The following is a 24,868-nucleotide window of genomic DNA, read 5'->3' as shown; positions in this document are numbered from 1 at the left end:
CTATTCAGGTGCGGGATCGAGTGATCCCACGCTATAACCGGCCCTCCAAGGGCTGAGGTATCCTGGCTGTGGAGAGACATGGGCGTCAGGGTGGACGGCCAGGCAAGGAACAACGAGGATGACGACGACGCATCGCGGGCTTCCCGTCAGCCATTTGACCGGATTCGTTGGGCGAGACGACGAGTTGGACAGTTTGCGCGGGCTGGTGTCATCGCGCCGTCTCGTGACGATCATCGGACAGGCCGGAGTGGGAAAATCCCGCCTCGCGGTGCGAGTCGCCGATGTATTGCGGAGATCCATCGGCGGATCGATCGTGCTCGCCGACATGGCGGACACCGCCTCCGATGATCTCGAGGAGTCGCTCGCTCGGGCCGTAGGAGCGGAGGGCTCGACGGTTTCCGCGATCGCGCAGACGCTTGGTGATCGGCCCCATCTCCTTGTGGTCGACAACCTCGATGACGCAACTGCCAGTGCCAGAATCCTCGAGGAACTGCTGAGTAGTACAGCCGAGACGCGGATCCTCGTTACGGCCCGGGAGCGAATCGGCATCGCCGGCGAAACACCTTACGCTCTAATGCCGCTGGATCTACCGTCGGCAGCCACATACCGACGAACCGCCGACAAGGAACTCGAGTCCGCGTCGTTCGCGCTCCTGGTGCAACGGATCCTCGACGCGGACCCCGCTTTCGACGCCGCAATTGCTCCGCTCGATGACCTAGTCGCGGTATGCCGATCCACCGACGGTCTCCCGCGCTTCATTGAGGCGGCAGCCCGTGCGGTGTCCGCACTCGGCGCTCATGAGGCCGCGATTGCAGTAACTGAGGATGCGACCGTCCTTGATGAGTTCCTACCGCCTGGATCCGGCGCCCGGACGTCCCGGGCGATCGCAGAGTTATCGCTCAAGAGGCTTTCTCCACCGGCAGCAGAGCTTCTCCGACGTCTAGCGCTCCTGGAGTCTGGTGCCGATCTGCGTTTCGCGGCCGAGGTGTTTGCCGATGATCAGTTGTCGCGCATTGCGGCCCCCGCCGTGGAACTCGTTGATCGGTCGCTTGTGCGTTCGGAGACCGTCGGAGGCGTGCGTCGTTTACGTGTCCCCCTGCACTACCGCCGCCATCTGCGTGAATCGTGGGACGTCAGTGACCGCGACCGCGAGGAAGCGATGCTACACCGCGCACTTCTCAGGCGGCTACGACAGTGCGCTGCAGCGTGGTTCTCAGAGGATCAACTCACCAATATTCAGTTCCTCAATCGTCATGCCGCCGCTATCACCTCGCTGTTGGGAGCGATGACAAGCAACGCAGACGACGCTCACGAAGCGCTCGAGGTCATCAGCGCACTGCGGTACTACTGGCAGCTGCATCCAGTCGATCCCTGGCCACGCGTGCGGGATTGGCTTGGGACCGCATTGTCACTGGACACCGCGAAAGACGCCGTTACGCTTCGAGCAATGCTTACGGACGCATACATCGCCTTCCACGAAGGCGACCTGGACGGAGCGCGCTCCCAGCTGAATGCGATTCAGAATGACTTCGAATCCGACCTGGCGGATTTCGACGAGCAAATCTTCGCTGTGTTCGTGGGAGCGCTCGTCTCGCTCGCCGACGGTGACCTCGTTGTCGCAGAACGCGATCTGACCCGCGTGTTACGCGAGTCACTCGATGCCGATGTCCGCGAACATCTCGGCGAGAAATATTGGCATCTCGCAGCCTGCCAGATCGCGGCAGGCAAACAGGGGGATGCGTTGGCAACGCTTGCGGACGGCCTCGCGTATTGTGACCGGGCGGGCGATATTTGGGGACGAGCGTATATGTGGTGTCTTCTCGCACTCGTCGCCGACCGCCAAGGAGTTCCAGACGAAGCGATGCAACACGTCCAACAATCGGTGGAGGTTATGGCCGACTTCGGGGATCGGGTCGGTCTCGCGCTGTGCGTGCAGTTGCTCACCGCTTTCTCGGCGCAGCTTGGGGACGAACAGAGTGTCGCCCAACTCGCTGCACTGGTTCCCCCGTCATCACTGACGAGGTCGAGACCGCCGGTTCCCCTTCCAGAGTTGAGCACTAGAACCCTTCGGTTCGGGCCGCCTGCAGCTCTCGCCGACGACCTATCGCTCGGGGATGCGCTTAGACGCATCGTTGACGGAGAGGATGCTAGCTCGGAATCGGTGCGCGTCGAAACTTCTGGCGTTCTCAGTGCCCGCGAAAGCGAGGTCGCCGCTCTCATTGCGGAAGGTCTCAGCAACCCGGCGATCGCGGCGCGGCTGGTTCTGTCACGGCGTACTGTCGAAGGTCATGTGCAGCGGATCCTCGCGAAACTCGGCTTTCGCTCGCGAAGTCAAATTGCGGTGTGGGATGCGCAACATAGCGCCGCCGGAACGTCTGTGAAAGGCTGACCCCACAGTGGCACGATTAGGTCGTCAGTCGAACACGATCGTGTGATTGCCGTGGCGGATGACGCGGTCTTCCGCATGCCACTGAACGGCGCGCGAAAGCACCGCGCGTTCCACATAGGCGCCGCGCGCCTGCAGATCTGCTGCGGTCATCGCATGGTTCACACGCGTGACGTCCTGCTCGATGATGGGACCTTCGTCGAGGTCTTTCGTCACATAGTGGCTGGTGGCTCCGATGAGTTTCACACCGCGTTCATGCGCTTTCCGGTAGGGAGCTGCGCCGATGAAGGCCGGCAGGAACGAGTGATGGATGTTGATGACCGGGACATCGAGCTTGTCGAGGAAGTCTTCGCTAATGATCTGCATGTATCGTGCGAGGACGACGAAGTCCACGTTCCCGGCGAGCAGCTCCAGGATGCGCGCTTCCGCTTCTGACTTGTCTGGCCCTTGCGAATGAACGTGGAAGAACGGGATGCCGAACGAGCGCACATCCGCGACGACATTCGTGTGGTTGGAGATGACCATCGGGATAGTCACCGGCAGCTCGCCGCGTCGGTGGCGCCAAAGCAGGTCCAGGAGGCAGTGGTCGCTGGTCGAGGCGAGCACCGCCATCCGCTTGGGCGTCGCCTGGTCGGTGAGTTGCCATTGCATCCCGTATGGCTCGAGCGTGGCGGCCAGGTCGGCTTCGATGTCGGCTACGGCTGCGTTGAAGTCGGGGCGGTGAAAGACCACTCTTTGGAAGTAATCCCCTCCCTTCGGGTCGGAAGAGTACTGATCGAGGGAGACGATGTTGCCGTTGTTCCGCGTGATGAGCGCGCTGACCGCGGCGACGATGCCCGGCTGGTCAGGACCGTGAACGATGAGGCAAGCGTGGTCTTTGAGTCTGGTGGCCTGTGCCATGGAGGTGCTACTTTCTGGGTCGGGCGTGCAGAGGTGAGTCAGGCGTCAGGCCCGGGCTCGGCGGGGGCCAGGACGATATCGAAGGTGGTGGAACTCCAGGTCTCTTCAATGACCCGTCCGCGCGGGCCATGCCCTGGTTCGTGCTCTGTAAACGGGACGATGAGGGATTCCTTCACACCGAACACCGCGTCACTGTCGAGCCATTCGTCACCCGCTACGAAGATGTGAGTGATGAGCGTCTCGTAGCCGGGATGGCTGACCATGAAGTGGATGTGTGCGGGACGCATCGGTGAGCGGCCAGCGGCGGTGAGGAGATCTCCGACCGGACCGTCGTGGGGGATCGGGTACGCGGCGGGCTGCACCGTCCAATAGTCGTACTTCCCCTCTTCGTCAGTGAAGAGATGTGCACGGCCTGCGAGTTCCGAACCCTCGTACTGGACGTCGTAGAATCCGTCGTCGTCGGCAGCCCAGACCTCTACGCGGGCGCCCGCAAGCACTTCGCCAGCCGTAGACCGCACACTGCCGCGTACGTGGCATGGCCGACCGGGCATCCCGGCTGAGATGTCGTCACCGCTGGTGATCAGAGGAGCGTCTTCCACGAAGAAGGGACCGAACACGGTCGACTCGGTCGCGGTCGAGCGGGCGGGAGCGTTGACCGCAACCGTCATCATCGATGCGCCGAGCACATCCGACAGCAGAATGAACTCCTGTCGATGTGCGTCGGTGATGTCTCCCGCGCGTGTCAGGAATGCGATCGACGCATCCCACTCTTCCTGCGTCAAGCGCACATCACGGATGAAAGCGTGCAGATGACGCACAAGCGAGGCCATGACCACCCGGAGGCGGGGGTCTGTGCTGGTTGCGAAGCTGTGCACCACTTCGTCCGTCAGGGCTGATTCGCGGGCCGCCTGACGTACGGCATCGCTGGTGTGGGGGGTCATCGTGGATCCTCTCCGTGGTAGGCAGCGGCGAGCAGCTGTTCGAGCGAACCGCGGGTCACTTCTCGGGGGTTGTCTATCGGGAGCTTCTCGGCGACGACGTCGACCGCGATAGGAAGGTCGTTCGCCGGCATGCCCAGTTCGCTCAGACTGCGCGGCGCGCCGGTTGCAGCGATCAGTTCGAAGAGGCCATCGACTGCATCATCGACGCCCAGCGCCCCGGCTAGCGCGGTGGCCGTTTCAGGCACTGCCGGTGCGTTGAATCGCAGTACCTGCGGAAGAACGACCGTGTGTGTGCCCGCATGGGAGAGATCGAACGCCCCTCCCAGCGCGTGGCAGATTTTGTGATGCAGCCCTGATCCGGCATCAGCGAATACCAGCCCGGCCAGGAAGCTCCCGTATTGGAGTTGGTCAACGACGCCAGGCAGGCTGCTTCGCATCGTGCGCAACCCGTTCGCAAGCTGACGTACACCCTCGGCGGCGATGATCGAGCTGAGGGGGTTTGCGCCGGGGCCCCAGAATGCTTCGACACAATGCGCCATCGCGTTGAAAGCTGAAGTTACCGCAAGCTGCTCGGGCAGACGATCCAGAAGCGCTGGATCGTAGACGACAGCACGAGGCAAGACCGCTGGATCCTTCCCCGTCAGCTTGCGCCCGTCCGTCGTGATGCCCCACGTGTCTGTCATCTCCGAGCCAGCAAGGGTGGTAGGCACCGCGAGTATGGGCAGGCGCGCGGTCAAAGCGATCGCCTTTGCCGTTCCCGTGGTCGAGCCGCCTCCGATCGACAACACAAGATCGGCTCTCATGTCGGCCGCGACTCGGCGAGCGGCTTCCGCGGTTGCCGCGGGGACATGTTCGACGACGTCAACGAAGCGCGCCACGACATGCCCACTAAGCGCTGCCGTGAGTCGATCAGCGGTCGCCAACTGGGAGCGGGTCGCGACCACCAGGATGCGTCTGGCCTCGTGGGTGTCGACGTAGTCGAGCACATGCTCCGCCGCTTGATCACGGCCGAAGCGCACATCGATGGCGCGAGAGCGATAGGTGAACGGAGCGATCCTCATGACAGCTCCGAGTGTGCGCCGAGATGATGCCATCCCCTGTTGTGGTAGACCAACGGCGATATCTCAGCCGAGCCCGCGGTCGAAGCCTGCAGCGCCTGCGCGGCGACAACTGTGGAGCCGCCCGCGTCCATCCGGTCAACGATTCTGCAGCGCAGCCAAGATTCGACTCCGTGGAAGAGAGGCTCGCCAGTGGTCAGCGGCGACCAAGTCATCGGATCGGCGAAACGGTCCACGCCGGATGTCGAGCACAGGCGGGCGACCGGGAGATCCTTGTCGGCGAGCAGATGAACGACGATCGTCTCCGCGGCTCGGATGCTTGCTGTCGCCGAGGACAATGCCGACAACGAGAAGATCAGGACCGGGGGCTCAGCGCTGACCGAGACAACGGATGTCGCGGTGAGAGCAACCGGGCCCTCTGGCGTTGCCGCGGTGATGACGGCGACACCCGCGGGATGGTTGCGGAACGCGGTCTTGAACTCCTCCGATGTCACACCCCCCGCGAGGAGCGAAACTTCGGCGCTCTCGCGGTGCGAGAGGCCGCGGTCAGTCATAGCAATGCGATCCATCGGATCAATCCTGTCCTCGTGTCAAATTGCGGACGAACGCCGGGGTTCGCCGCTCTGATCGCAGTGCCTCAAGCACTGCGGGGAGGTCACGTCGTTCGAGTGCGTCCACCACAGCCTCGAATCCTCCTCCGGGCGGGATGTTCGCGAGCATGGTTCTCGTGATGGTCCGCCGATCTATGCCCGGCAGACCGAGAGAGCGATACGCGCGAACGAGTGGTTCTGAGCCTGCGAGCCCGACAAAGAACTCCCCAACACCGTCGAGCGCGGCGACAAGTTTCTCGAGAGACTCTTCGCCTTCGGCGGATGCTGCGGCATGTACCGATGACAGTCGCGCCCGCAGCGAGAGCACATCGTCGTCGGTGATGCGATCCACCACGTGGCTGGCAACACCAATTTCGAGGATCAGCTTCGCCGCATATGCGGCATCGACAACCTCATCCGAAACACCCGCAATATAGTAAGCCCCGTCCACACGTTCGACGAGCGCGTCGGATTTCAGCCGGGACAGGGCACGCAGTATGGCTCCGCGCGATACGGAGAGCTCGGAAGCTAGGAGATCAGGGTCGAGTCGGTGATCCTTATCCGTACGCACAGCAAGTACGTAGGCACACACCGCATCAAGCACGGCACGGTCTGCGTCAGTGTGCAGGTGTGCGAATGCGCCGCGGTAGTACGCGAGCGGGTTTCCGCCGCGAATATCGACGTCGACGGCCTGCCCACGGAGTTCCCAGTGCGAACCCGACGAGACGGCATCGAGCACCATGCAGCTGATCGATGCGACCCTCTGGTGGAGCACCGGGTTACCCAGTCCGTCCTCATCCCACTCGAGACCGGCGAACTTGTCGGGTGCACGACTCGCGAAAACCCCGGCAAGCATCGCTGCGTCCTCGTCTAGCACGTTGACGGTAAAGGCGCCCTTATCGATGATCGCCGCCGCTGTGCTCGACGCCACCGACATCGACACCATCACCACTGGCGGATCGGAAGAGATGGGCGCGATCGCCGCCACCGTCGCGCCGACTGGCCACTGTCCGCGGCGTGACGTGACTACGGCGACCCCGGAGGCGAAGTGGTTCATAGCCGTGACGAACTCATCCGATGCAACTGCGGTCGTGGTTTCGTTCATGACCAACATCTCCGACCTCTCGCTCAGAGCGAGGAAGGTGACTGCGGATCGAAGTGCTGGGCGGCGTACATAGATGCAACCGGGTCTGCTAACTGCGTGTTGAGGTGGCTCCACCATTGGCTCAGGTCTCGCCAGATGCGCTCGACCCGAGTTCCCTGCACGACAGCGCTCGAACCGATCGACTTGAACAAGTAGCCGTGTACGGCCTCCCACAGCAGCCGTCCCGACTCTTGCGCGGCGAGCGCGACGCGCACGTCAGCGGGCTTCGAGTAGGGCTCCGACACCGAGTCGGCGATAGCCTTGTTGAAGAGGACGCCCGCGTAATCCATGCTCGCCACCGCGGCATCGAGCTTGGCCCGCGCTGTCCCATACCGCCATTGGAAGAAGGTGTCTTCGCTGCGCAGCGCGAACGGCGGGAAGGTGGTCTTGCGGACGGTCATTTGATCGTCGTACTGATCGAACAGTGCGAGCGCGGCGCCGAGCGCCAGGGAGTTCAGCTCGAGCGAGAAGAATCCGATGCCTGGCGCCCCGTACATGGGGTTCCCGTGCAATGCACGCCCCGGGGCTTGGGTTGCGGGGTCGATGCTCAACTGGCTCACCCCTTCGAGGACGAACTCGTCGGGGATGAAGGCGTTGTCGAACTTGACCGAGTTTGAACCGCTGCCGCGCAGCCCGAGCGTTCCGCCCCAGTCGTCGAGGATCTCGTAGGCGTCACGCGGCGCGATGAAGTTGGAGATGACGCCCGGACGGTCGTCATGGAAGGAGTGACCGCTGAAGTGAGTGGAGTAGGGCACGCCTGAGGCATATCGGTGCACACCGTCAACGAGGAAGCCGCCTTCCACACGGGTGAGCGTGCCTGTGGGGGCGCTCGTCATCGGCGCGGCGAAGTAGTCGCCAGCGAACAGCTGAGCTTGTGCCTTCTCGCTCCAGTAGGAGGCGACCTGGAGGTTGTGACCGGAGGCGAGCGTGAGGCACCACGCGGTAGCCATGTCCGCCTGCGCGATTTCGCGCATTACTCGCAGGAAGTCGGGAAGGGTGAACTCGTACCCACCCCATGTCTTCGGGCGGAGGAGGTGGTAGAAGCCCGCCTGCAGGAACTGCTGATGCAGCGCCTCTGAGTGACGAGAGTTTCGCTCAGTGCTCTCCGCCTCTGCGAGCACCTGCTCTCCGATCAAGCGTGCACTCGCGATGGCTTCGTCGAGGCTGAGAGTCTCCGGACGGGTGGCCGGAAGAGTAACGGGAGCGTTCATGTCGACTTCCTTCGATCATCATTGATTGAGCGTCACTTCAGCCTCTCGCCTACCTGTCGATGGGAGTAGCGTGAGGTCACCCGATTCGCACGCGACTACGCCTACTTGTTCGCCATCCGCGCACTTATGAACTCCCTCACGCGTCGGCGTCCAACGGCCGGCCCGCGGCGCGGAGCTCTTCGAGCAATATGGGTATGCCACTTGCCATGGCATCCAGTCCCAGGACACTGGAGATTTCCATAACCTCGATGACCTGCTCTACGGTCGCTCCATGGTTGAGCGCGTTGCGAATGTGGAGTTTCGTGCCGGGCACGTAGAGATGTGTCGCCGCGATGTCGTAGGAGATGTAGATCAGTTCCTTCTCTGCGGGCGTGAGCACGCCCGTCCGCCATGGCACTGACGAGAACTCGGTGTACGCGGCGAACATCTCTGGATCCAGCTCGAGCATCTCGTTCCAGAAGTCGTGCCAATAACCGCGAGTCTCTGTGAACTGTCGCTTCAGCTCTTCTTGTGCGGCGGTGAGCGGAGCGGGTCCGGTGCGACCACGCTCCTCGAGCACCTCCACGAGAAGCGGCACACCGATGTTCATAGTGTGGATGCCGAGTGTCGAAGCCAGCTGGAGCACTTCGACGATCTCATGAGGCGTCGCGCCGAGCGCGAGAGCGCGGCGCATGTGCGTGCGTGCGCCATTGAGGTTGCCGTGCGTGGCTGCGGCATTCCAGGAGAGGTAGCAGAGCTCTTTGAACTTTGCGCTGAGATGGTTCTTCGTGTAGGGCACTTGCAGCATGTCTAGCGAGGCGCTGACGAAGTCGGGATCGATCTGCAGCACCGCTTCCCAGGCGTCGCTCCACTCGCCGCGTTCGGCCATGAAGCGGTCTTTGATCTCTTGCTGCCGAGAGGTGAGGTCCATCTCATGTCCCTTTCGTCGGCGGTGGTCAGTGTGCGCGGGATGCGATCCAGTGTGCGATCTCGGTGTGGTCGGCGGTCGAGGGGAGATCCTCGGCCGCATCAGCCCAGCGCTCGGCGGCGAAGTCGCCCAGTTCGTTTGGCACGCCCAGTTCGACGGCGAGTGCATTCGCGATGCGCATGTCTTTCAGCATCAGCCGCAGCCCGAATCCTGAGTCGTAGGTCTCGGAGAGGATGAAGTTGGGCCATTTGTTCTCAGTCGAGCCGCTGCGGCCGCTCGATCCGTTGAGCACGTCGAGCATCACCTTGGGGTCGACGCCGAAGCGCTCACCGACGAGCATTGCCTCACTGGTCGCCCAGAGGTGGGTGGCGGAGAGGAGATTGTTGAGCGCTTTGACGACGTGCCCGGATCCAACTGGCCCCGTCCGCACGATGCGACCAAGCGGGGTTAGAACGTTCTGTACCCTGTCGACGGCGGGGCCGGAACCTCCGACCATGATCGTGAGTGTGCCGCTTGCTGCACCCCGCACTCCTCCAGACACCGGCGCATCTATCAGCGTGATCCCGATGCCTGCGAGGTGCTCAGCAAGTGCTCGGGTCACCATCGGCTCGGAGGAGCCCATGTCGATGACGAACAAGTCGGCATGAAGACCCGCCTGGAACTCGGGATCGGAAGTCACTTGAGTGACGATGTCCGAGTTCGGGAGCATCAGGATGACAATGTCGGCGCCAGCGACGACTTCGGTGAGGTTGTCACTGGCGATTCCGCCCTGTGTGACGAGAGCAGCCCGTGCGTCTGCGGAGACGTCGTACCCTGCAACGCGGTGTCCCGCGGCGATGAGCTGCAAGGCCATCGGGATCCCCATGTTGCCGAGCCCGATGAAGGCCACAGTGGTGGTGTCGCCGGTCACTGGACATCCATCTCCTCGATGACCTTCTCGGCGATACGGAACGACTCGAGGGCCGCGGGCACGCCGACGTAGATCGCTGTCTGCAGGAAGACCTCTTGGAGCTGCTGCTTCGTGACTCCGTTGTTGATCGCTCCCCGTACATGGACCGCGAGCTCATGCGAACGGTTCAAAGCGGTCAACAAGGCAAGGTTGAGGAGGCTGCGGGTCTGCCGGTCGAGTCCTTCGCGCGTCCAGATCGCTCCCCAGCAGTACTCGGTGACGAGTTCTTGCATCGGCTGGGTGAACTCGGTGGCTTGGGCGAGCGAACGTTCGACGTGGGCTTCACCGAGCACCTCCTTGCGTGCTTGCAACCCGGCATTGAAGGTGTCTCGATGGGATGTTTCATTGGTCATGGTGGTGCCTTTCGTAGTCGTCGGTGCTCACTGCATCCGACCAGCGCGTGGCGCCGAATGAGATCGCGGTGTGCGTGAAGAAGGAGTCGGGGGCTGCGCCGTGCCAGTGCCGCTCGCCTGGCGGGATCCACACCCAGCTCCCCGTACGCAGTGGCTGCGGTGTTTCGCCATCGGTGCAGATGAGCCCGTATCCAGAGAGGATGATCAGCAGCTGGCCCGCCTCATGCTCATGCCAGTGGGTGCGTGAACCGGGCGCGAACGACACGGTGTTGATGATGACGCCGTCGGTGGCGGGCATCACCGCATCTCCGAGCGCCAGGCCGGTGAACTGCGAGGCCTTTCCCGGCACCTTCCGCTGTTCGTTCGGATGAGTGATGATCATCGTGTCCCCCTGTCATCGACGTGCAGGCGCACTCCGCCTGAGATGTCGCCGATCGCGTCGACGACGGTGTTGCTGATCGAGTCGGCGTACCCGAGTTGGCGGGCCAGCCCGAACGCCGCCATAGGGCCGGGGACATTGAGTCCGGCTACCCCGAGTTCGCCGATGAGCTCCGCGTACAGCGCGACGTCTTTGAGCATGAGCGTGTTGGTGAGTCCGCCCTCGAGGTAGTCGCCCGTGATGATCCTGGGGAACCGGTTCAGGGTCGCGAAGTTCACCCCCGAGCTGCTGTTGAGCACGTCGAGAAGGACAGCGAGGTCGATGCCCGCTTTCTTGCCGGCGATCATTACTTCGGCGGTCGCGGACAGCGCGACGGCGTTGAGGAAGTTGTTGAGGAGCTTGACGACGTGACCCGCGCCGCTCTCGCCGACATGGAAGACTCTGGCCGCGAAAGGCTGAAGATACGGCTGGACGCGCGCAACGTCGTCACTGCTGCCGCCGACCATCAGCGTGAGCGTGCCCGAATCGGCGGCGGCGGCGCCGCCGGAGATCCCCGCGTCGAGGTATCCGATGTTCCGTTTCATCAAGCGGCGGTGGATCTCCCGTGTCGACGCAGGCGATGAGGTACTCAGGTCGACAACAGTTGTGCCGGGCCGCAGAGCCTCGAGAATGCCATCGTCGCCGAGGATCACTGTCTCGACGACTCGGGAATCTGGGAGGGAGAGGAAGACGATGTCGCTCGCTGCTGCGAGTGCCCGCACGTCGCCACTGGGAGTCGCCCCGGCCGATGTAATCGCTTCGGTGACAGGGTCGTAGCCGATGACATCGAGGCCAGCATCGATGAGGCGGCGCGTCATCCGCCCGCCCATGTTGCCGAGGCCGACAAAGCCGATGGTGGCATTCATAGTTCATCTCCCCAGTTCCCGCTTCCGTGGTAGAGCGCGTCGTCGACCGGTCGGGGATCCCATGCTCCTGCTCCGCCAGACGGGCGCACGGTGTTGACTACCGTGGCGCCGCCGTCGACGCTGACGAGCTGGCCAGTCACGTATGCGGCGTCATTGCTGAGAAGGAATGACACGACCGCGGCGACTTCCTCGGGTGTTCCCGCTCGGCGCAAGGGGGTCGTCGACGCACGGTGTGCCATGTCGTCCTTACCTCCACGCATGGATGACGCCTCGGCGAATAGCTCGGTGGGAACGATCCCCGGTGCTACGGCGTTGACGCGGATGCCCAACGGCCCTCCGTACACGCCGCCGGCGTGAACAAGGCCTGTCACCGCGTGCTTGGACACGTGGTACGGGAGCAGATCGGCGGCACCGGTGAGACTGGCGATGGAGGCGGTGAGCACGATAGATCCCGCAGAGCTTTGCGCGCTGAACTGCCGGAACGCCCCCCTCATTCCGAGGAACTGTCCGTGGACGTTCACCGCCATTACGCGCTCGAACTCTGACAGTGGCAGATCAGGGAGCGGTATAAAGCTGCCGAAGATTCCCGCGTTCAGGTGGTGGTGGTCGATTCGGCCGAATCGTTCGACGGCCCGGCGCAGATACTCCTCGACCGCCGCCTCCTCTGCAATATCAGCGCCGACGACGAGCGTCGGCCCCGGTATGTCCGCGGCTACGGCTTCAGCTGCTGCCTCGTCGATGTCGACGAGCACAACGTGTGCACCTTCAACTGCCAGCCGTCGCGCCGAGGCGGCACCGAGACCGCTTCCGGCACCAGTGACGACTACGACGCGGTCGGTGAAGCGCCTGCTTTCGTTGGTCAAGGGGAGTTCCTTCCGATGATGGCACTGAGACCCCCGGGTATTGCTTCGTACGGCGGGAAACGTTGCAGCGTCGAGGGGTCGTGTCCGGCCACCAGGTGTGTGACGTCGCCTGCTTCACTCATCCGGGTGATCTGATCGAAGGCTTCATACATACGCGGGAGATCGGCAACGTACGTGAATGGCATGTCGTCGTCGAGTTCCTCGTAGTAGTGCACTGCGTCGCTGGCGAGCAGCACCGGCCCGGCGGCCGTCTGCACGAGGACGACAGCCTGGCCCGGCGTGTGGCCGCCTACCTCTATCACCTCGATGCCGGGAGCAATACTGATGCGGCCTCGGAAAGCTGTGACCCTTCCCTCTGCCCGGGCCAGGGCCAGGGCGGCGAGATCGGCTTCGTCCGCGGAGTGACGGAACTGGGCTCGCTGTGACAGCCGGCCGAGCCAGAAGTCGATCTCGCTCTGCGCGACCACGACTTCAGCGGCGGGAAGTGCGGAGAGATTGCCTGCGTGGTCGTAGTGCGCGTGGGTGAGGACAACAACGATTTCGGCGTCCAGGTCGATGTCGAGCATCCGCCACGCGGTGGTCGGTTCCATCAGCAACGTACGCCCACGTGACGTCCCTCCCTCGACGGAGTATCCGGTATCGACGAGGATCGTCCGGCGGGAGTTGCGGACGATCCACACGAAGTAATCCATGTCGATGGGGGCGTCGTCGAGGCCGTATACCCCGTAGTTGAGGAACACATCGCTGCGGGACGTCTGCCGGGTGCCGTAGCGCACGATGACCACCTCGTAACGGTCGTCATCGTTATCATCCAAGAGCGGTGGCAATGGCATTTGCCGGCCCATCGACCGCCGGGTAGTGGGTGCGCACGCGAGGATCGTGCCCCGGAATGATCGGGGCACCAGTTCTCGCGGACAGCTCCTTCGCGAAGGCGATCGCCGCCACCATCTCATCGAGGTCGGTGTGGGCGAAGAACGGCCACCCTCGCTCGAGTTGCTCGCTCAGGTGGATCGCATCGGATGCGAGGATGAGCGGCCCAGACAGACTCTCGACGTAGGTGAGCAACTGACCTGGGCAGTGCCCGCCCACCGGATAGACCGTGATCCCGGAGAACACTTCGGTCACTCCGTCCACGAGGCGCAGACGCCCCTCGTCACCAGCACGCATAATCGCAGTCACATCCCTTGGGGTCGCGAACTCGCCGACGAGGCCGTTCTCGGCGTACTTCGCGACCCAATACTCGTACTCGGTCCGTGAAGCGACGATCGTCGCCGCCGGGAAGTGATCGATGTAGCCCACATGGTCGTAGTGGAAGTGCGTGGCGATGACGAGATTCACATCTGCGGGATCGATGCCCAGCAGGCGAAGACCTTCGGGCGTCGGCGTGCGACTGACCTCCCCCAACCAGTCCTGCGCCGCGATGTCATAGCCGGTATCGATGAGGATCACCTTGTCAGCAGTAAGTGCCACCCAGAACGAGTAGTCCATGAGTTGATCGGCATCGGCCTCGCCCGACTCAGCGAACCCGTGGAAAACGACGCTCTTGCGCGTCACCCGATCGCCGTACTTGACCTGAACGACAGTGAGGCCATCCGCTGAGTCCGACGTCGCGGGCCAATCCGATGCGCCGCTCTTGGTACGTTCTTGCTCCATGAAACTCCTACTGTCTTCGTCGACACTGTGCATCCAACACTCGCGCGGGGAGCTGCGCATCGGTAGCGTGAGATCACCCGAAATACACGCGATACGACAAGACAGACCGATGCGAGCCGGTGAAGCGCATACCTAGACCGGAGCCACCAAGAGTTTTCGGAGCCGGCTAGCGGATTGCCCGCCGATACGAGCCGCGGCGAGACTCAATGTCTTGAAGGGCGAACCCCACTTTCGTGGCTCGAGGGGAGCGCCGGAGCCCACCGGAGCGTGCATCGTTGTGTGTGCGAGAGATCTGTCTCAATCGCCGGGGCTGTGTCGAGGAGATGAGAAATGATGCAGCCCGTATCTGCGCGGCGAGTGGGTGCGGAGACGTTAATCGCCGCGCGCACCCGATCTCGAATGGCCGCGGAGGGAGCCAGAACAAACGTCCATCCGGTGCGACGCAGCCGAAATCGACGAGGGTATGGAGGAATCGCCGCGCCGTGGCTCGGCTGAGCCTGGTCTTTCGCACTACCGGGCTCAGAGGCATCGTCGGATTCTCCGCATCGAAGGCACTTGGCATCAGAAACGTACTCGGCTCTAAGAGTCCGCGATCCAGTGATCGGGCGAAACCGGGAGACTTGGGCGCGTCGCGTGCTTATCGAGTGATCTCACGCTACTAATCAGCAGTGCTCCAAGCGAACCTTAGAGAGCACCATGTCAACGAAGACAGGAGGACTCGATGATCGACAAGACGGTGGCTGACGTTGCCGCCGCCGTGGCAGGCATCCCAGATGGTGCGACCGTGATGATCGGCGGGTTCGGGCGCGCGGGGCAGCCGGTGGAGCTGATCGATGCGTTGATCGCGCAGGGGGCCTCGGAACTGACGATCGTGAACAACAACGCTGGCAACGGCGACGAAGGCCTTGCCGCGCTGCTCGCGGCAAGGCGCGTTCGCAGGATCGTGTGTTCGTTTCCGCGACAGCATGACTCGTGGGTGTTCGACGGGCTGTACCAGAAGGGCGAGATCGAGTTGGAGATCGTCCCTCAGGGTAACCTCGCGGAGCGGATCCGCGCGGCAGGGGCGGGGATCGGAGCGTTCTTCTCCCCCACCGGTGTGGGCACGCAACTTGCCGAAGGCAAGGAAACGCGCGTGATCGACGGCCGCGCCTATGTTCTTGAGCACCCGATCCGGGCGGACTTCTCATTGATCTCCGCCCGGGCGGCGGACCGGTGGGGGAACCTTGTGTTCCGGGAGACGGCCCGCAATTTCGGTCCGATCATGGCCACTGCAGCGACGACGACCGTGGTTCAGGTGGACGAGGTCGTGCCTCTGGGATCACTGGACCCGGAGCACATCATTACACCCGGCATTTTCGTCGATCACGTAGTCCCGGTGGGACCGAGGGCGTGGTTGAACGACGGTGTATTCATTGGCGGCGTCGACGTCGAGGGACGACGGCCAGACGTGGCGGTATCGGCAAGCGAAAGGACCACCCCATGAGTTTGTCCCAGTACGCCACGCGCGTGTCGAGAGAGGAACTGGCGCAACGGATCGCGGCCGACATCCCGGAAGGTTCCTATGTCAACTTGGGGATCGGCGCACCCACGCTGATCGCCAACTACCTCCCGATCGATCAGGAGATCATCCTGCACACCGAGAACGGGCTCCTCGGGATGGGGCCCGCCCCCGATCCGGGGCGGATTGATCCGGATCTCATCAACGCGGGCAAGCAGCCCGTCACAGCGCTTGCCGGAGCGGCGTACTTCCACCATGCGGACTCGTTCGCGATGATGCGGGGAGGCCACCTGGACGTGTGCGTGCTCGGTGCATTCCAGGTGTCGCAGACCGGTGACCTCGCGAATTGGTCGACCGGCGCGCCCGATGCGATCCCCGCAGTGGGCGGGGCGATGGATCTGGCGATCGGGGCAAAGCAGGTGTTCGTCATGACCGATCTGCTCACGAAGACAGGTGAGCCGAAGCTGGTCGCGACGTGTACATACCCGCTGACCGGGGTGAGGTGCGTGACCCGCGTGTACACCGATCACGCCATATTCGACATCGTGGACGACCGGTTCATGGTGCGTGAGACGTTCGGTAGCAATACCCTCGCGTCGCTGTCTGAGCTGACTGGATTGGAACTGCACTGATGCCCGTAACATACATCTATGACGCGGTTCGGACACCTTTCGGCCGAGCCGGTGGCGCACTATCCGGGGTTCGCCCCGACGATCTAGCTGCTGTGGTCATGAAAGCGACCGTGGAACGCGCCGGCATCGATCCGTCCCGGATAGATGACGTGGTGTTCGGCGATGCGAACCAGGCAGGCGAGGACAATCGCAACGTGGCCCGGTTCGGGGCGCTGCTCGCCGGCCTCCCCAGCACGGTGCCAGGGGTGACGGTGAATCGGCTCTGCGGCTCGAGCTTGGAAGCGGTGATCCAAGGGTCGCGCGCCATCGAAGCCGGGGATGCGGATCTGATCTTGGCGGGCGGGGTGGAGTCCATGAGCCGCGCGCCGTTCGTAGTTGAGAAGTCCGCCAAGCCGTGGCCTGCAGTCGGGAATCAAACGCTGTGGAACACAGCGATCGGCTGGCGGATGACGAACCCGAAGCTGCGAGAGGACTGGACGATCGCCAACGGGCAATCCGCTGAGAAGCTCGCCCGCCTCCACGGGATCACCCGCGATGCCCAGGACGCGTTCGCATTGCGCAGCCACACCCTTGCGGCCGATGCCTGGGCTGCTGGCATGTACAACGCCGAGGTAGTCCAGGTTCCCGGAGCAGAACTCGACCGCGACGAAGGCATCCGCGACGACAGTTCACTCGAGAAGCTCGGACGCCTGAAAGCGCTATTCTCCGCCGATGGCACCGTGACAGCGGGCAACTCATCGCCGATCAACGATGGTGCCTCGACGGTACTTCTCGGACGCGAAGGCGCTTGCGACAGCGAACCGCTGGCCCGCATCACCGGCCGGGGTGTATTCGGCAACGACCCCGATGTGTTCGGCATCGCCCCTGTAGAGGCCGCCAACCGAGCTCTCGCCCGGGCTGGACGCACGTGGAACGATGTCGACATCGTAGAGCTCAACGAAGCGTTCGCGTCGCAATCGCTTGCGTGCCTCGCGGGTTGGCCTGACCTTGACCCCGCCAAGGTCAACATCGATGGCGGTGCACTAGCCATCGGCCACCCCCTGGGTGCTTCCGGCGGGCGGGTCGTCGGCCACGCCGCTCACCAGCTTGCCCGCCGCGGCGGAGGCGTCGCCGTCGCCGCCCTGTGCATCGGTGTTGGCCAGGGCCTCGCCATCGTCCTCGAGCGATGACCATACGCCCGCGCCTCGCGGATGTGCGCCGACCTGCTTCTGGCATCGCGCACTCTCTATCGGCCAGCGCATCACCTCAAACGGATCTGAGGCGCTCGAATCCACACCAGAAGGAAACACATGACTGCGAAGAAACTCGACGGCCGCGCCGCAGCAGCCGCCATCCACGGTGAACTGCGCGAACGCGTCGCCGCCCTCAAAGCCCGTGGGGTCACACCCGGAATCGGGACAGTGCTGGTCGGTGCCGATCCGGCATCGCAACTGTATGTCGGGATGAAGCATCGACAGTCGGAATCGATCGGGATGAACTCGATCCAGGTCGAGCTCCCCTCCGACGCCACCCAAACCGAGGTGGAAGCGGCCATCGACAAGCTGAATGCCGACCCTGCGTGCCACGGATACATCGTCCAACTGCCGCTACCACGACACCTCGACACCGACGCCATCCTCGAACGAATCGACCCCGCCAAGGATGCCGACGGACTGCACCCGACGAACCTCGGTCGACTGGTACTGAACGTCAACGGCCCCATCACAACTCCCTTGCCGTGCACACCCCGAGGGGTAATCGAACTGCTCGTGCGCAACGGATACGACCTAAACGGCAAACATGTTGTGGTGGTCGGCCGAGGTGTGACAATCGGCCGCTCGATCGGGCTGCTTCTGACGCGCCGCGAGTACAACGCGACGGTCACGCTCACACACACCGGCACCGTCGACCTCAGCCAACACCTGCGGGAGGCGGACGTGATCGTCGCAGCAGCGGGCGTGAAGCACATCGTACGCGCCGCGGAGATCAAACCCGGCGCCGCAGTGCTGGACGTAGGCGTGACCCGGGAGCTCAACCCCGAGACTGGTAAATCCACAGTGGCAGGAGATGTTGATCCCGCCGCCGCCGACGTCGCCGGGTACCTCTCACCCAACCCGGGCGGTGTCGGACCGATGACGGTGGCTCTTCTTATGACGAACGTCGTCGAAGTCGCCGAACGCAACTGCGACTGAAGAACCACGGTGCGGGGTTCTTCCTATCGACGGGAGCACGCCGCCGCGCAGTTCGAGAGACGGAATTTGTCCCGCCCACAGCCTCGTCTATCGGCACGAGACCCTGCACTGCGGTGTAGCCGCCGTCGATGGGGAGGGTGACACCGGTGATGAATGATGCCTGCGGCAAGGCAAGGTAGATGATCGCGTCCGCGACCTCCTCTGGCTGGTCGATCCGATTCAGCGGATGCGTGGCGGCAATGTCCGCAATCGTCTTCTCGGGATCGGGCAGTTCGGCGAGCGGGAGCTTGACGAACGGGGTGTCAATCTCTCCCAGAGCGATCGCGTTGACCCGAACCCCGTGCGCCGCATACTCAATGGTAAGGGCCTAGGAGAACGTGACTAGGGCAACCTTGGTGGCACCGTACGCGATCTGGTTTGGCAAGCCCGACCATGCCCGAGATCGAGGCGACATTCAGGATGACTCCTGCCGCCCCGTGCAGACATCGCGGGGAGCACTCCGCGCGAGAAGAGGAACATGCTGCTCACGTTCGTCATCATCAGCGAATCCCATTCCCGGATGTGGAGTCGGGCGGATTCTGGGAGGGGAAGACGCGGGCTGCGATTCAGGCGCTGCTGCACGCGGCCGCGATCGACGGCCGCGACGCGCGCGCCCTGTACCAGTGGGCGCTGTCACCGACTGCGGCGATGGATGCGGTGCGGATCCTGCAAGGCTCCATCCAGGCTGCGGAAGGGTGGGCCGACTCGCTGGAGTCGATGGTCACCTCGGATCCACGGACGAGGGACTCCATCTGGCAGGGCGTGGGCCTGGCGTTCCAGTCGCTCGCCGACCCGCGCGTGATGGAGGCCGTCACCCCTACAGCCGGGGACGAGTTCGACCCGGAGAGCTTCATCGCCAAGCGCGGCACGCTGTACCTCCTCGCGACCGGCTCGGGCGCATCCTCTTCGGCGCCGCTCGTGGCGGCGTTCATCGAGGATCTGGTCGAGGTCGCCCGCCGCATGGCTGCCCGCTCGCCAGGTGCCAGGCTCGACCCGCCGATCTGCATGATGCTCGACGAGATCGGCAACTTGGCACCTTTGCCGTCGTTGCCCGTGCTCATGGCGGAGGGAGGTGGCACTGCTCCCCCTCCACTCCACCCCGGACCCGAGACCCGATAATCCACTCCTCATCGAAGAGGGCGAGGCTGGTATGGACCTCACTTCCGGGCACCCGAGGAGGGCTGTGACGGCGGAGCGGGGGACCTCCAAAGAGAACTCGCAGATTCGGCGCGCGAGCTCGACACATGCTCTGTGGACATCGTCCCTGACGCGAGAGCTGTCGATCGCTCCGCGATCGGCACCACGGCGATGACCTGCTCCCGCGGGTCTGATCGCCGCCGAACGCCCGGGCAGAGTCGCTCCCCGCTGTGTGCGACCGGGTGTTCGCAGGAGGTACTCTAGCCGTCTCCCGAAACAGGAAAAAGAGAAAGCAGAGGGCCATGACCAACGACAGCAATGCGTCACGCTTCGAGAACTCCGATACCGATGCTCCGACCAACGATTCCGAGGGAACGGTCAAGCCCGGGGGTCTGGGCGAAGACAACACCATCCCCGCGAACCCCGACGGGGTAGCCGCAGGCCTGTCCGACTCGCCTTCGCACTTCAACCCAGAAGAAGACGAAGCCGCCAACGGAGAAAACTGACCTGCAGGCTCTCGCGTCCGGCCAAACACTCTTCGATCCGCGAAGCAAGCTCTGCGCGTCTCATGATCGGGATCGCTCGGTGGGTACAGGACCGCACCGAGGGCAGGTAACCCTGCTTACGTTGTAAGCAGGGTTACCGTGGCATATATCGGTCGGTCCGATCTGCACCCGCAGGGGCGGTGCGTTCCTGACCGTTGGGAGGGTTGACGCGTCATGTCGAGAGAATCTAGCCGGGAGCCCCGAGGGTCAGCGGCCGGGCGCCTAAGTCGCGAACTCATCATCGAGACCGCCCTAGGCCAGATCGATCGCGCCGGGGCACAGGGCCTCTCTATGCGCTCCCTTGCTCAGGAACTGGGTGTGGAAGCGATGTCTCTTTACCGGTACGTGCACGGGCGTGAGGATCTGCTCGAGGGTGTGATCGCTCTGCTCCTCGGACAATTGACATCGAACCTGGACGACGAGTTGGCGGAGCACTGGCAGGGCTTCCTGCAGGATGTCGCCCATAAGGTACGTCAGATCGCGATCGATCATCCTCAGGCATTTCCGTTAGTGGCGACCCGGCATCCCGCGGCGCCCTGGCTACGACCCCCGCTACGCAGCGTCGAGGTCGTGAACACGTTCCTCAGCACCCTGCTGGGGCACGGGTTCACGGACGCGCAAGCGGTCGATGCGTACCGTGCCTTTAGCAGCTTCCTGCTCGGTCAACTCTTGCTGGAATCCGCGGTTCGGGGAGCTGAGACCGGCCCGGTGGAAGAACCGCTCGACGAAGGAAACGCGGATATACCCGAGCGTGACGGGAGCATCGGCTTGGATGACGCTCCGGAGGTGCTCCGGCTTCGGGCTCTTCTGAGCGAGGATCGTTCCGACGAAGAGTTCGAGGTATCGCTAGAAGTACTCCTCGACCGTCTCGCCGGAGAGCTGTCCCAGTAGCTGCGGCGTGAGCGCCCCGAGCGAGGCCGTCCGTCAGTGTTCTCTGGCAGGACCGGGGGTGGTCGCGTCCTTGGCTGTGTCGTCGGGGTCGGCATTCTGTCGGATCTCTCGGCCCTTCTCGATGTCCTGCCGCTCCTCCTCGGCGGCCTTGTCGCTCTTGCGGGTGTCGCGCGGAGGTAGCTGGATGTCCTCCTCGGCGGCGATGCCCGCCTGCAGCTGGCGACCTCGCTCGAGCTCAGCATCGAACTCCGCGCCGAACAGCAGCGCGAGGTTCGCGATCCACAGCCAGAGCAAGAAGATGATGACGCCCGCAAGGGATCCATAGGTGCGGTCGTAGTTCGAGAAGTTTCCGACGTAGAACCCGAAGGCTGCGGTAGCGAGAGCGAGCACGATGATCGCTAGCAGGGCGCCCATGCTGATCCACCGGAATTTCGGCTGCTTCGCGTTCGGGGTGGCGTAGTAGAGGATCGCGACGACCAACACCACGATGAACACCAGCAACGGCCACTTGGCGATGGACCAAACCGTCTGGGGCACGTCGCCTATGCCGAGTGCGTCGCCGATCGCCTTGGTGACCGAGCCGGAGACGACAAGAATGATCGCGGCGATCACGAGCAGCACGATCGTGATCACGGTGACCAGCAGCTGGACGGGCTTCAGCTTCCAGAACGGGCGGCCCTCCTCGATCTCGTAGATCCGGTTCATCGCACGGCTGAACGCGCCCACGTAGCCGGATGCCGACCAGATGGCCAGCACGATGCCGGTGATGAGAGCGAAACCGGCACCCGGAGACTCGGCGATCTGCTCGATCGGCCCGCGGATCGTGTCGACCGTGTCGCCGGGAGCGACCTGCTCGATGATTCCCAGCACCGCGTCGCTGGCGGCTTTTCCCTGCCCGACGACACCCAGTAGAGAGAAGATCGCAATCAGGCCCGGGAAGAGCGACAGCACCGCGTAGTACGTCAGCGACGCGGCGATGTCCGTGCACTGGTCCGAGGAAAACTCACGGATCGTCTTCCGCAGTACGTATTTCCAGGACCTCTTGTGAAGATCGTCCGGGGAATCTGGCTTTCCTGACGCTTCCGGGTCCGGGGCGTTGCGCGGGGTGGCGGGGGCTTTGCTGCTCATCGCGAGCTCCTTCGTAAAGGGGCGGGCCCGTCGTTTGACGGGCCCGCCCGATTCCTGCGGGTTCAGCTGTCGGAGATGTTCTCGCGCGCCTGCTGAGCCTGGTCCTTCACGTCGCCGACCGCGACCTGGGCTTCGTCCTTGACGGTGGCGACTGAGTCCTGCGCCGACGCCTTCACGGATTCGACCGACGCCTGCAGAGGCTCCTTCAGATGCTCGCCGACTTCCTTCGCGGCATCGGTGACCTCGTCAACCAGCGGCTGCGCCTGCTCCTTCACGGTTGCAGCGAGATCTTTCTCCTTCGATGACGCGGGGATCAGCGAGGCGACGAGCAGGCCGGCGCCGAAGGCGATCAGACCGACGGCGAGCGGGTTCCCTTCCGCCTTCGCGACCGCGCGGTCTTTCAGATCTCCCGCATGAGAGCCCGCATCCGATAGCGACGAGCCAGCGTCATCCGCCGCGCCCATCACGCGCTCACGGACGGAGGTAAATGCGCCCCGGACCTTGTCGACCTGCCGGTCCACGATCTTCGACGGGGAGACCTTATCGGCCAGGGCGTCCACGTCCATGCCGAGGTCTTGGCGGGTCCGCTCAATGTCGGCGCGGATCTCATCGGGTGAATCGCTCATCGGTTCTCCTCATTTCTCTTCAACGTTTCGGGGATCTCTTTCAGGGTGTCCACGGTCTGTGGGACGCCCTTCACTTGCTTGATCTGGCTGCGGCCGACCAGGAACAGAATCAGGGCAATGAGGGCCCACAGGACCGCGACGACAACGCCGGACCAGCCGCCGCCCATCAGCGTGCCCAGAGCCCACCACAGCGCGACGGACAGGAAGAAAACCGCCATCAGTGCGCCGTAGCCGGCAACACCCATCAGTCCCGCACCCTTGGCGGACTTCGTGGCCGAGTCCTTCAACTCTGCTTTAGCGAGTGCGACCTCTTGGCGCATCAGCGTCGAAATGTCACGGGACACTTCTCCGAGCAGATCTCCGATCGACGTCGATGCGGCCTTCGCTTCAGACGGTGTCGGGTCGGTCATAGCCGTCCTCCCCCAGAATGTCCGGGCGGCTTGCCTCCGCCTGCGAGTAGAGCGGTGCGCCAACGCCCGCGCCGTTCACCACGGGAACGGACACGGACGGGTCAGGGTACACCTGACGAGGTGCCGGCGCGGGAGCGGGCACGGGTGCAGCGTCCTTGTCGTCGGAGGCATTCGCGGTGAGCGCGCGGGTGAGGCGCCCCACAACGATGCCGCCGATCGCGGCGGCGAGGATGAACGTGCCAGGCTTGCGACGTGCGTACCGCTTGACCTCCGCAAGCACAGCACCAGGGTCCCGGTCACCGAGCCAGGTTGCGGCAGCAGACAAACGCCCGGAGACCTGCTGGACTAGATCGCTCGCGACGCCACTACCTTCCGAGTTGGTGGCCATGGAGCCGAGTTCATCGCTGACAGAGCGAAGACCACCGGCGAGGCGCTGCTGCTGAGTGTTCGCCTGCTCCGACAGCTCCCGCTGGGTCTGCGCGTACAGATCCTTCGCCTGCGTCTTCGCCTCCCCCACGACGGCCGCAGCCTCATCCTTGGCAGTGCCAAGAACGTCCTTCGCCTGAGTCGCCGCCGTGTCTTTCAGGTCGGCGGCCTCCTGCTTGGCAGCATCCACCTTGCCCGAAGAACCGGGGGCGTTGACGTCCGAGCCGCTCGGGCTGGTCGTCTCATAGTTGTCCGACATTTGTGCTCCTCTCGCGGACCGACCGAACCGATCGGTGGAACCCGTTCTAGACCATCTCTCCCGACTGCGTCAGGACCCTTGTTTCCAGCAGACTTACGGTGTATTCAGGTCGGTCATAGAAGAGCCTGACTTTGTAAGTCTGCATACCGTACGCGCCCCGATCCCCAGAGGCAACCACGTCCTGTGCTCGTTCGGTGCGCGCCTACTTTCGCCGTATGAACAGCAACGATCCCCAACAGTCCCGGGAACCCGGCGCACCCGTCTACGACAAGGACTCCTCTCACGCGGCCGTCCCCGTCGATGCGAATCACACGCTCCGCACCGATGTCCACGAGCGTGAGAAGGCAGAATTCGGCGGTTTCAAATTCGGATCCGCGTTCTTCGGATGGCTGACCGCGATGGGCACCACAGTGCTCCTGACCGCCCTGGTCGCCGCGATCGGTGCCGCTGTCGGATTCGGCAACGGCACCACCCCGGAGGAGGCCGCCGACGCCGCAGCGGAGACCATCGAGGATTGCCCCAATGAGGGCGACCACGGTCGCGCCGAGGGCGGTGAGGATGCCGGTGAGAGTAGCTGTCTCGGGGGTGATGGGGATGCGCGGGAAGCTCTGTGGGTTGGCGAGGATGTCCCACTGGGAACCGGCTATCGTGGTGATGATGGCGAGGATGAATGCGATCCGCCCCGCGGCACCTCATGTTGTCTCGCCGAACACTCGAGTGTTGTAGCGGTCACCCCGCCGTCGGGATCTTCGAGACGAGACTCCGCCGCAGCTCGTCCGGGTCGACGCGGATGAGTCGTCCGACCCGGTATCCCCGGACAGTGCCGTCGGAGATTCGACGCCGGATCGTCTTGACCGAGACACCCAA

29 protein-coding genes and 1 pseudogene are annotated in these 24,868 nt (G+C 63.7%); 9 read left to right on the top strand and 21 right to left on the bottom strand.

The genetic code is table 11. The annotated features are described in order from the left end of the window. Positions 1-118 precede the first annotated feature (118 nt). Positions 119-2,389, top strand: coding sequence for a LuxR C-terminal-related transcriptional regulator (locus KEC56_RS11195; protein WP_227531017.1), 2,271 nt, complete (start codon positions 119-121; stop codon positions 2,387-2,389). Between the two features lie 24 nt (positions 2,390-2,413). Here the strand turns inward: KEC56_RS11195 and purU are convergent, their stop codons facing one another. From purU to KEC56_RS11120, 15 genes are all read right to left on the bottom strand, one after another. Further along, positions 2,414-3,286, bottom strand: coding sequence for a formyltetrahydrofolate deformylase (gene purU / locus KEC56_RS11190; RefSeq protein WP_227531016.1), 873 nt, complete (start codon positions 3,284-3,286; stop codon positions 2,414-2,416). A gap of 38 nt (positions 3,287-3,324) precedes the next feature. Next, positions 3,325-4,227, bottom strand: a complete 903-nt coding sequence (locus KEC56_RS11185) for a hydroxyquinol 1,2-dioxygenase (RefSeq protein ID WP_227531015.1) — start codon at positions 4,225-4,227, stop codon at positions 3,325-3,327. Continuing rightward, entirely contained in the window at positions 4,224-5,288 is a 1,065-nt protein-coding gene (locus KEC56_RS11180) for a maleylacetate reductase (RefSeq protein ID WP_227531014.1), read from the bottom strand. Before KEC56_RS11180 ends, KEC56_RS11185 begins: the two co-directional genes overlap by 4 nt. After that, the gene (locus KEC56_RS11175; protein ID WP_227531013.1) at positions 5,285-5,854 is read right to left on the bottom strand and encodes a flavin reductase family protein; all 570 of its coding nucleotides are present in this window, start codon (positions 5,852-5,854) and stop codon (positions 5,285-5,287) included. The genes KEC56_RS11180 and KEC56_RS11175 overlap by 4 nt, the downstream gene beginning before the upstream one ends. A 4-nt stretch (positions 5,855-5,858) precedes the next feature. After that, on the bottom strand, positions 5,859-6,980 hold the full coding sequence (locus KEC56_RS11170; RefSeq protein WP_227531012.1) for a flavin reductase: 1,122 nt from the start codon (positions 6,978-6,980) through the stop codon (positions 5,859-5,861). Positions 6,981-7,003: 23 nt separating this feature from the next. Next, positions 7,004-8,140: an acyl-CoA dehydrogenase family protein gene (locus KEC56_RS11165; protein ID WP_372456275.1), complete on the bottom strand. Its 1,137-nt coding sequence runs from the start codon at positions 8,138-8,140 to the stop codon at positions 7,004-7,006. Between the two features lie 226 nt (positions 8,141-8,366). Next, positions 8,367-9,140, bottom strand: a complete 774-nt coding sequence (locus tag KEC56_RS11160) for a carboxymuconolactone decarboxylase family protein (RefSeq protein WP_227531010.1) — start codon at positions 9,138-9,140, stop codon at positions 8,367-8,369. Positions 9,141-9,165: 25 nt separating this feature from the next. Continuing rightward, positions 9,166-10,047 (bottom strand): NAD(P)-dependent oxidoreductase, encoded by an 882-nt coding sequence (locus tag KEC56_RS11155; RefSeq protein ID WP_227531009.1) that lies wholly within the window; start codon positions 10,045-10,047, stop codon positions 9,166-9,168. Further along, positions 10,044-10,439, bottom strand: a complete 396-nt coding sequence (gene pcaC, locus KEC56_RS11150; protein ID WP_227531008.1) for a 4-carboxymuconolactone decarboxylase — start codon at positions 10,437-10,439, stop codon at positions 10,044-10,046. Before pcaC ends, KEC56_RS11155 begins: the two co-directional genes overlap by 4 nt. Further along, positions 10,429-10,821, bottom strand: a complete 393-nt coding sequence (locus tag KEC56_RS11145) for a cupin domain-containing protein (protein ID WP_227531007.1) — start codon at positions 10,819-10,821, stop codon at positions 10,429-10,431. The genes pcaC and KEC56_RS11145 overlap by 11 nt, the downstream gene beginning before the upstream one ends. Beyond that, positions 10,818-11,723 carry an NAD(P)-dependent oxidoreductase gene (locus KEC56_RS11140; protein ID WP_227531006.1) on the bottom strand — a complete coding sequence of 302 codons (906 nt, stop codon included), beginning with the start codon at positions 11,721-11,723 and terminating at the stop codon, positions 10,818-10,820. Before KEC56_RS11140 ends, KEC56_RS11145 begins: the two co-directional genes overlap by 4 nt. Further along, positions 11,720-12,586 carry an SDR family NAD(P)-dependent oxidoreductase gene (locus KEC56_RS11135; RefSeq protein WP_227531005.1) on the bottom strand — a complete coding sequence of 289 codons (867 nt, stop codon included), beginning with the start codon at positions 12,584-12,586 and terminating at the stop codon, positions 11,720-11,722. The genes KEC56_RS11140 and KEC56_RS11135 overlap by 4 nt, the downstream gene beginning before the upstream one ends. Continuing rightward, positions 12,583-13,401 (bottom strand): N-acyl homoserine lactonase family protein, encoded by an 819-nt coding sequence (locus KEC56_RS11130; protein ID WP_227531004.1) that lies wholly within the window; start codon positions 13,399-13,401, stop codon positions 12,583-12,585. The genes KEC56_RS11135 and KEC56_RS11130 overlap by 4 nt, the downstream gene beginning before the upstream one ends. Further along, positions 13,394-14,272, bottom strand: coding sequence for an N-acyl homoserine lactonase family protein (locus KEC56_RS11125; RefSeq protein WP_227531003.1), 879 nt, complete (start codon positions 14,270-14,272; stop codon positions 13,394-13,396). The genes KEC56_RS11130 and KEC56_RS11125 overlap by 8 nt, the downstream gene beginning before the upstream one ends. Before the next feature lie 133 nt (positions 14,273-14,405). Continuing rightward, a complete protein-coding gene (locus tag KEC56_RS11120) occupies positions 14,406-14,801 on the bottom strand; it encodes a helix-turn-helix domain-containing protein (RefSeq protein WP_227531002.1) in 396 nt (131 codons plus the stop codon). Between the two features lie 159 nt (positions 14,802-14,960). On the opposite strand from KEC56_RS11120, the gene KEC56_RS11115 reads away from it, so the two are divergent. The 4 genes from KEC56_RS11115 (at position 14,961) to KEC56_RS11100 (ending at position 18,540) form a co-directional block, all read left to right on the top strand. Next, positions 14,961-15,722 (top strand): 3-oxoacid CoA-transferase subunit A, encoded by a 762-nt coding sequence (locus KEC56_RS11115; RefSeq protein ID WP_227531001.1) that lies wholly within the window; start codon positions 14,961-14,963, stop codon positions 15,720-15,722. Next, a complete protein-coding gene (locus KEC56_RS11110; RefSeq protein ID WP_276573132.1) occupies positions 15,719-16,369 on the top strand; it encodes a 3-oxoacid CoA-transferase subunit B in 651 nt (216 codons plus the stop codon). The genes KEC56_RS11115 and KEC56_RS11110 overlap by 4 nt, the downstream gene beginning before the upstream one ends. Next, positions 16,369-17,538: a thiolase family protein gene (locus tag KEC56_RS11105; protein WP_227531000.1), complete on the top strand. Its 1,170-nt coding sequence runs from the start codon at positions 16,369-16,371 to the stop codon at positions 17,536-17,538. The genes KEC56_RS11110 and KEC56_RS11105 overlap by 1 nt, the downstream gene beginning before the upstream one ends. Positions 17,539-17,658: 120 nt before the next feature. After that, positions 17,659-18,540, top strand: a complete 882-nt coding sequence (locus KEC56_RS11100) for a bifunctional methylenetetrahydrofolate dehydrogenase/methenyltetrahydrofolate cyclohydrolase (protein ID WP_227530999.1) — start codon at positions 17,659-17,661, stop codon at positions 18,538-18,540. Here KEC56_RS11100 and KEC56_RS14120 read toward each other — a convergent pair. Beyond that, on the bottom strand, positions 18,497-18,898 hold the full coding sequence (locus KEC56_RS14120; protein ID WP_227531093.1) for an SDR family oxidoreductase: 402 nt from the start codon (positions 18,896-18,898) through the stop codon (positions 18,497-18,499). The two genes, KEC56_RS11100 and KEC56_RS14120, sit on opposite strands and share 44 nt — an antisense overlap. 203 nt (positions 18,899-19,101) lie before the next feature. Here KEC56_RS14120 and KEC56_RS11090 point away from each other — a divergent pair. The 3 genes and pseudogenes from KEC56_RS11090 to KEC56_RS11080 all read left to right on the top strand — a co-directional run. Beyond that, positions 19,102-19,659, top strand: a pseudogene (locus KEC56_RS11090) (type IV secretory system conjugative DNA transfer family protein); the annotation flags it as partial. 359 nt (positions 19,660-20,018) lie between these two features. Further along, entirely contained in the window at positions 20,019-20,222 is a 204-nt protein-coding gene (locus KEC56_RS11085) for a hypothetical protein (RefSeq protein WP_046746435.1), read from the top strand. Positions 20,223-20,435: 213 nt separating this feature from the next. Further along, positions 20,436-21,152 carry a TetR/AcrR family transcriptional regulator C-terminal domain-containing protein gene (locus tag KEC56_RS11080; RefSeq protein WP_227530998.1) on the top strand — a complete coding sequence of 239 codons (717 nt, stop codon included), beginning with the start codon at positions 20,436-20,438 and terminating at the stop codon, positions 21,150-21,152. 33 nt (positions 21,153-21,185) lie between these two features. On the opposite strand, the gene KEC56_RS11075 is transcribed toward KEC56_RS11080, so the two are convergent. The 4 genes from KEC56_RS11075 to KEC56_RS11060 all read right to left on the bottom strand — a co-directional run bounded on the left by KEC56_RS11075 (position 21,186) and on the right by KEC56_RS11060 (position 24,001). Next, positions 21,186-22,280 carry a YihY/virulence factor BrkB family protein gene (locus KEC56_RS11075; protein WP_227530997.1) on the bottom strand — a complete coding sequence of 365 codons (1,095 nt, stop codon included), beginning with the start codon at positions 22,278-22,280 and terminating at the stop codon, positions 21,186-21,188. A 62-nt stretch (positions 22,281-22,342) separates the two neighbouring features. Next, entirely contained in the window at positions 22,343-22,906 is a 564-nt protein-coding gene (locus tag KEC56_RS11070) for a DUF3618 domain-containing protein (protein ID WP_227530996.1), read from the bottom strand. Beyond that, positions 22,903-23,316, bottom strand: a complete 414-nt coding sequence (locus KEC56_RS11065; RefSeq protein ID WP_227530995.1) for a phage holin family protein — start codon at positions 23,314-23,316, stop codon at positions 22,903-22,905. Before KEC56_RS11065 ends, KEC56_RS11070 begins: the two co-directional genes overlap by 4 nt. Next, the gene (locus KEC56_RS11060) at positions 23,294-24,001 is read right to left on the bottom strand and encodes an ATP synthase subunit B family protein (protein ID WP_227530994.1); all 708 of its coding nucleotides are present in this window, start codon (positions 23,999-24,001) and stop codon (positions 23,294-23,296) included. Before KEC56_RS11060 ends, KEC56_RS11065 begins: the two co-directional genes overlap by 23 nt. A gap of 215 nt (positions 24,002-24,216) precedes the next feature. On the opposite strand from KEC56_RS11060, the gene KEC56_RS11055 reads away from it, so the two are divergent. After that, the gene (locus KEC56_RS11055; RefSeq protein ID WP_227530993.1) at positions 24,217-24,795 is read left to right on the top strand and encodes a hypothetical protein; all 579 of its coding nucleotides are present in this window, start codon (positions 24,217-24,219) and stop codon (positions 24,793-24,795) included. Here the strand turns inward: KEC56_RS11055 and KEC56_RS11050 are convergent. Beyond that, positions 24,731-24,868: a MerR family transcriptional regulator gene (locus tag KEC56_RS11050; RefSeq protein ID WP_227530992.1), complete on the bottom strand. Its 138-nt coding sequence runs from the start codon at positions 24,866-24,868 to the stop codon at positions 24,731-24,733. The genes KEC56_RS11055 and KEC56_RS11050 overlap by 65 nt on opposite strands.

The organism is Microbacterium tenebrionis (genome assembly GCF_020682665.1).
GTDB classification, from domain to species: Bacteria; Actinomycetota; Actinomycetes; order Actinomycetales; family Microbacteriaceae; genus Microbacterium; species Microbacterium tenebrionis.
The sequence above is the reverse complement of the archived record's forward strand: the minus strand, read 5'-3'. Positions and strand labels throughout refer to the sequence as shown.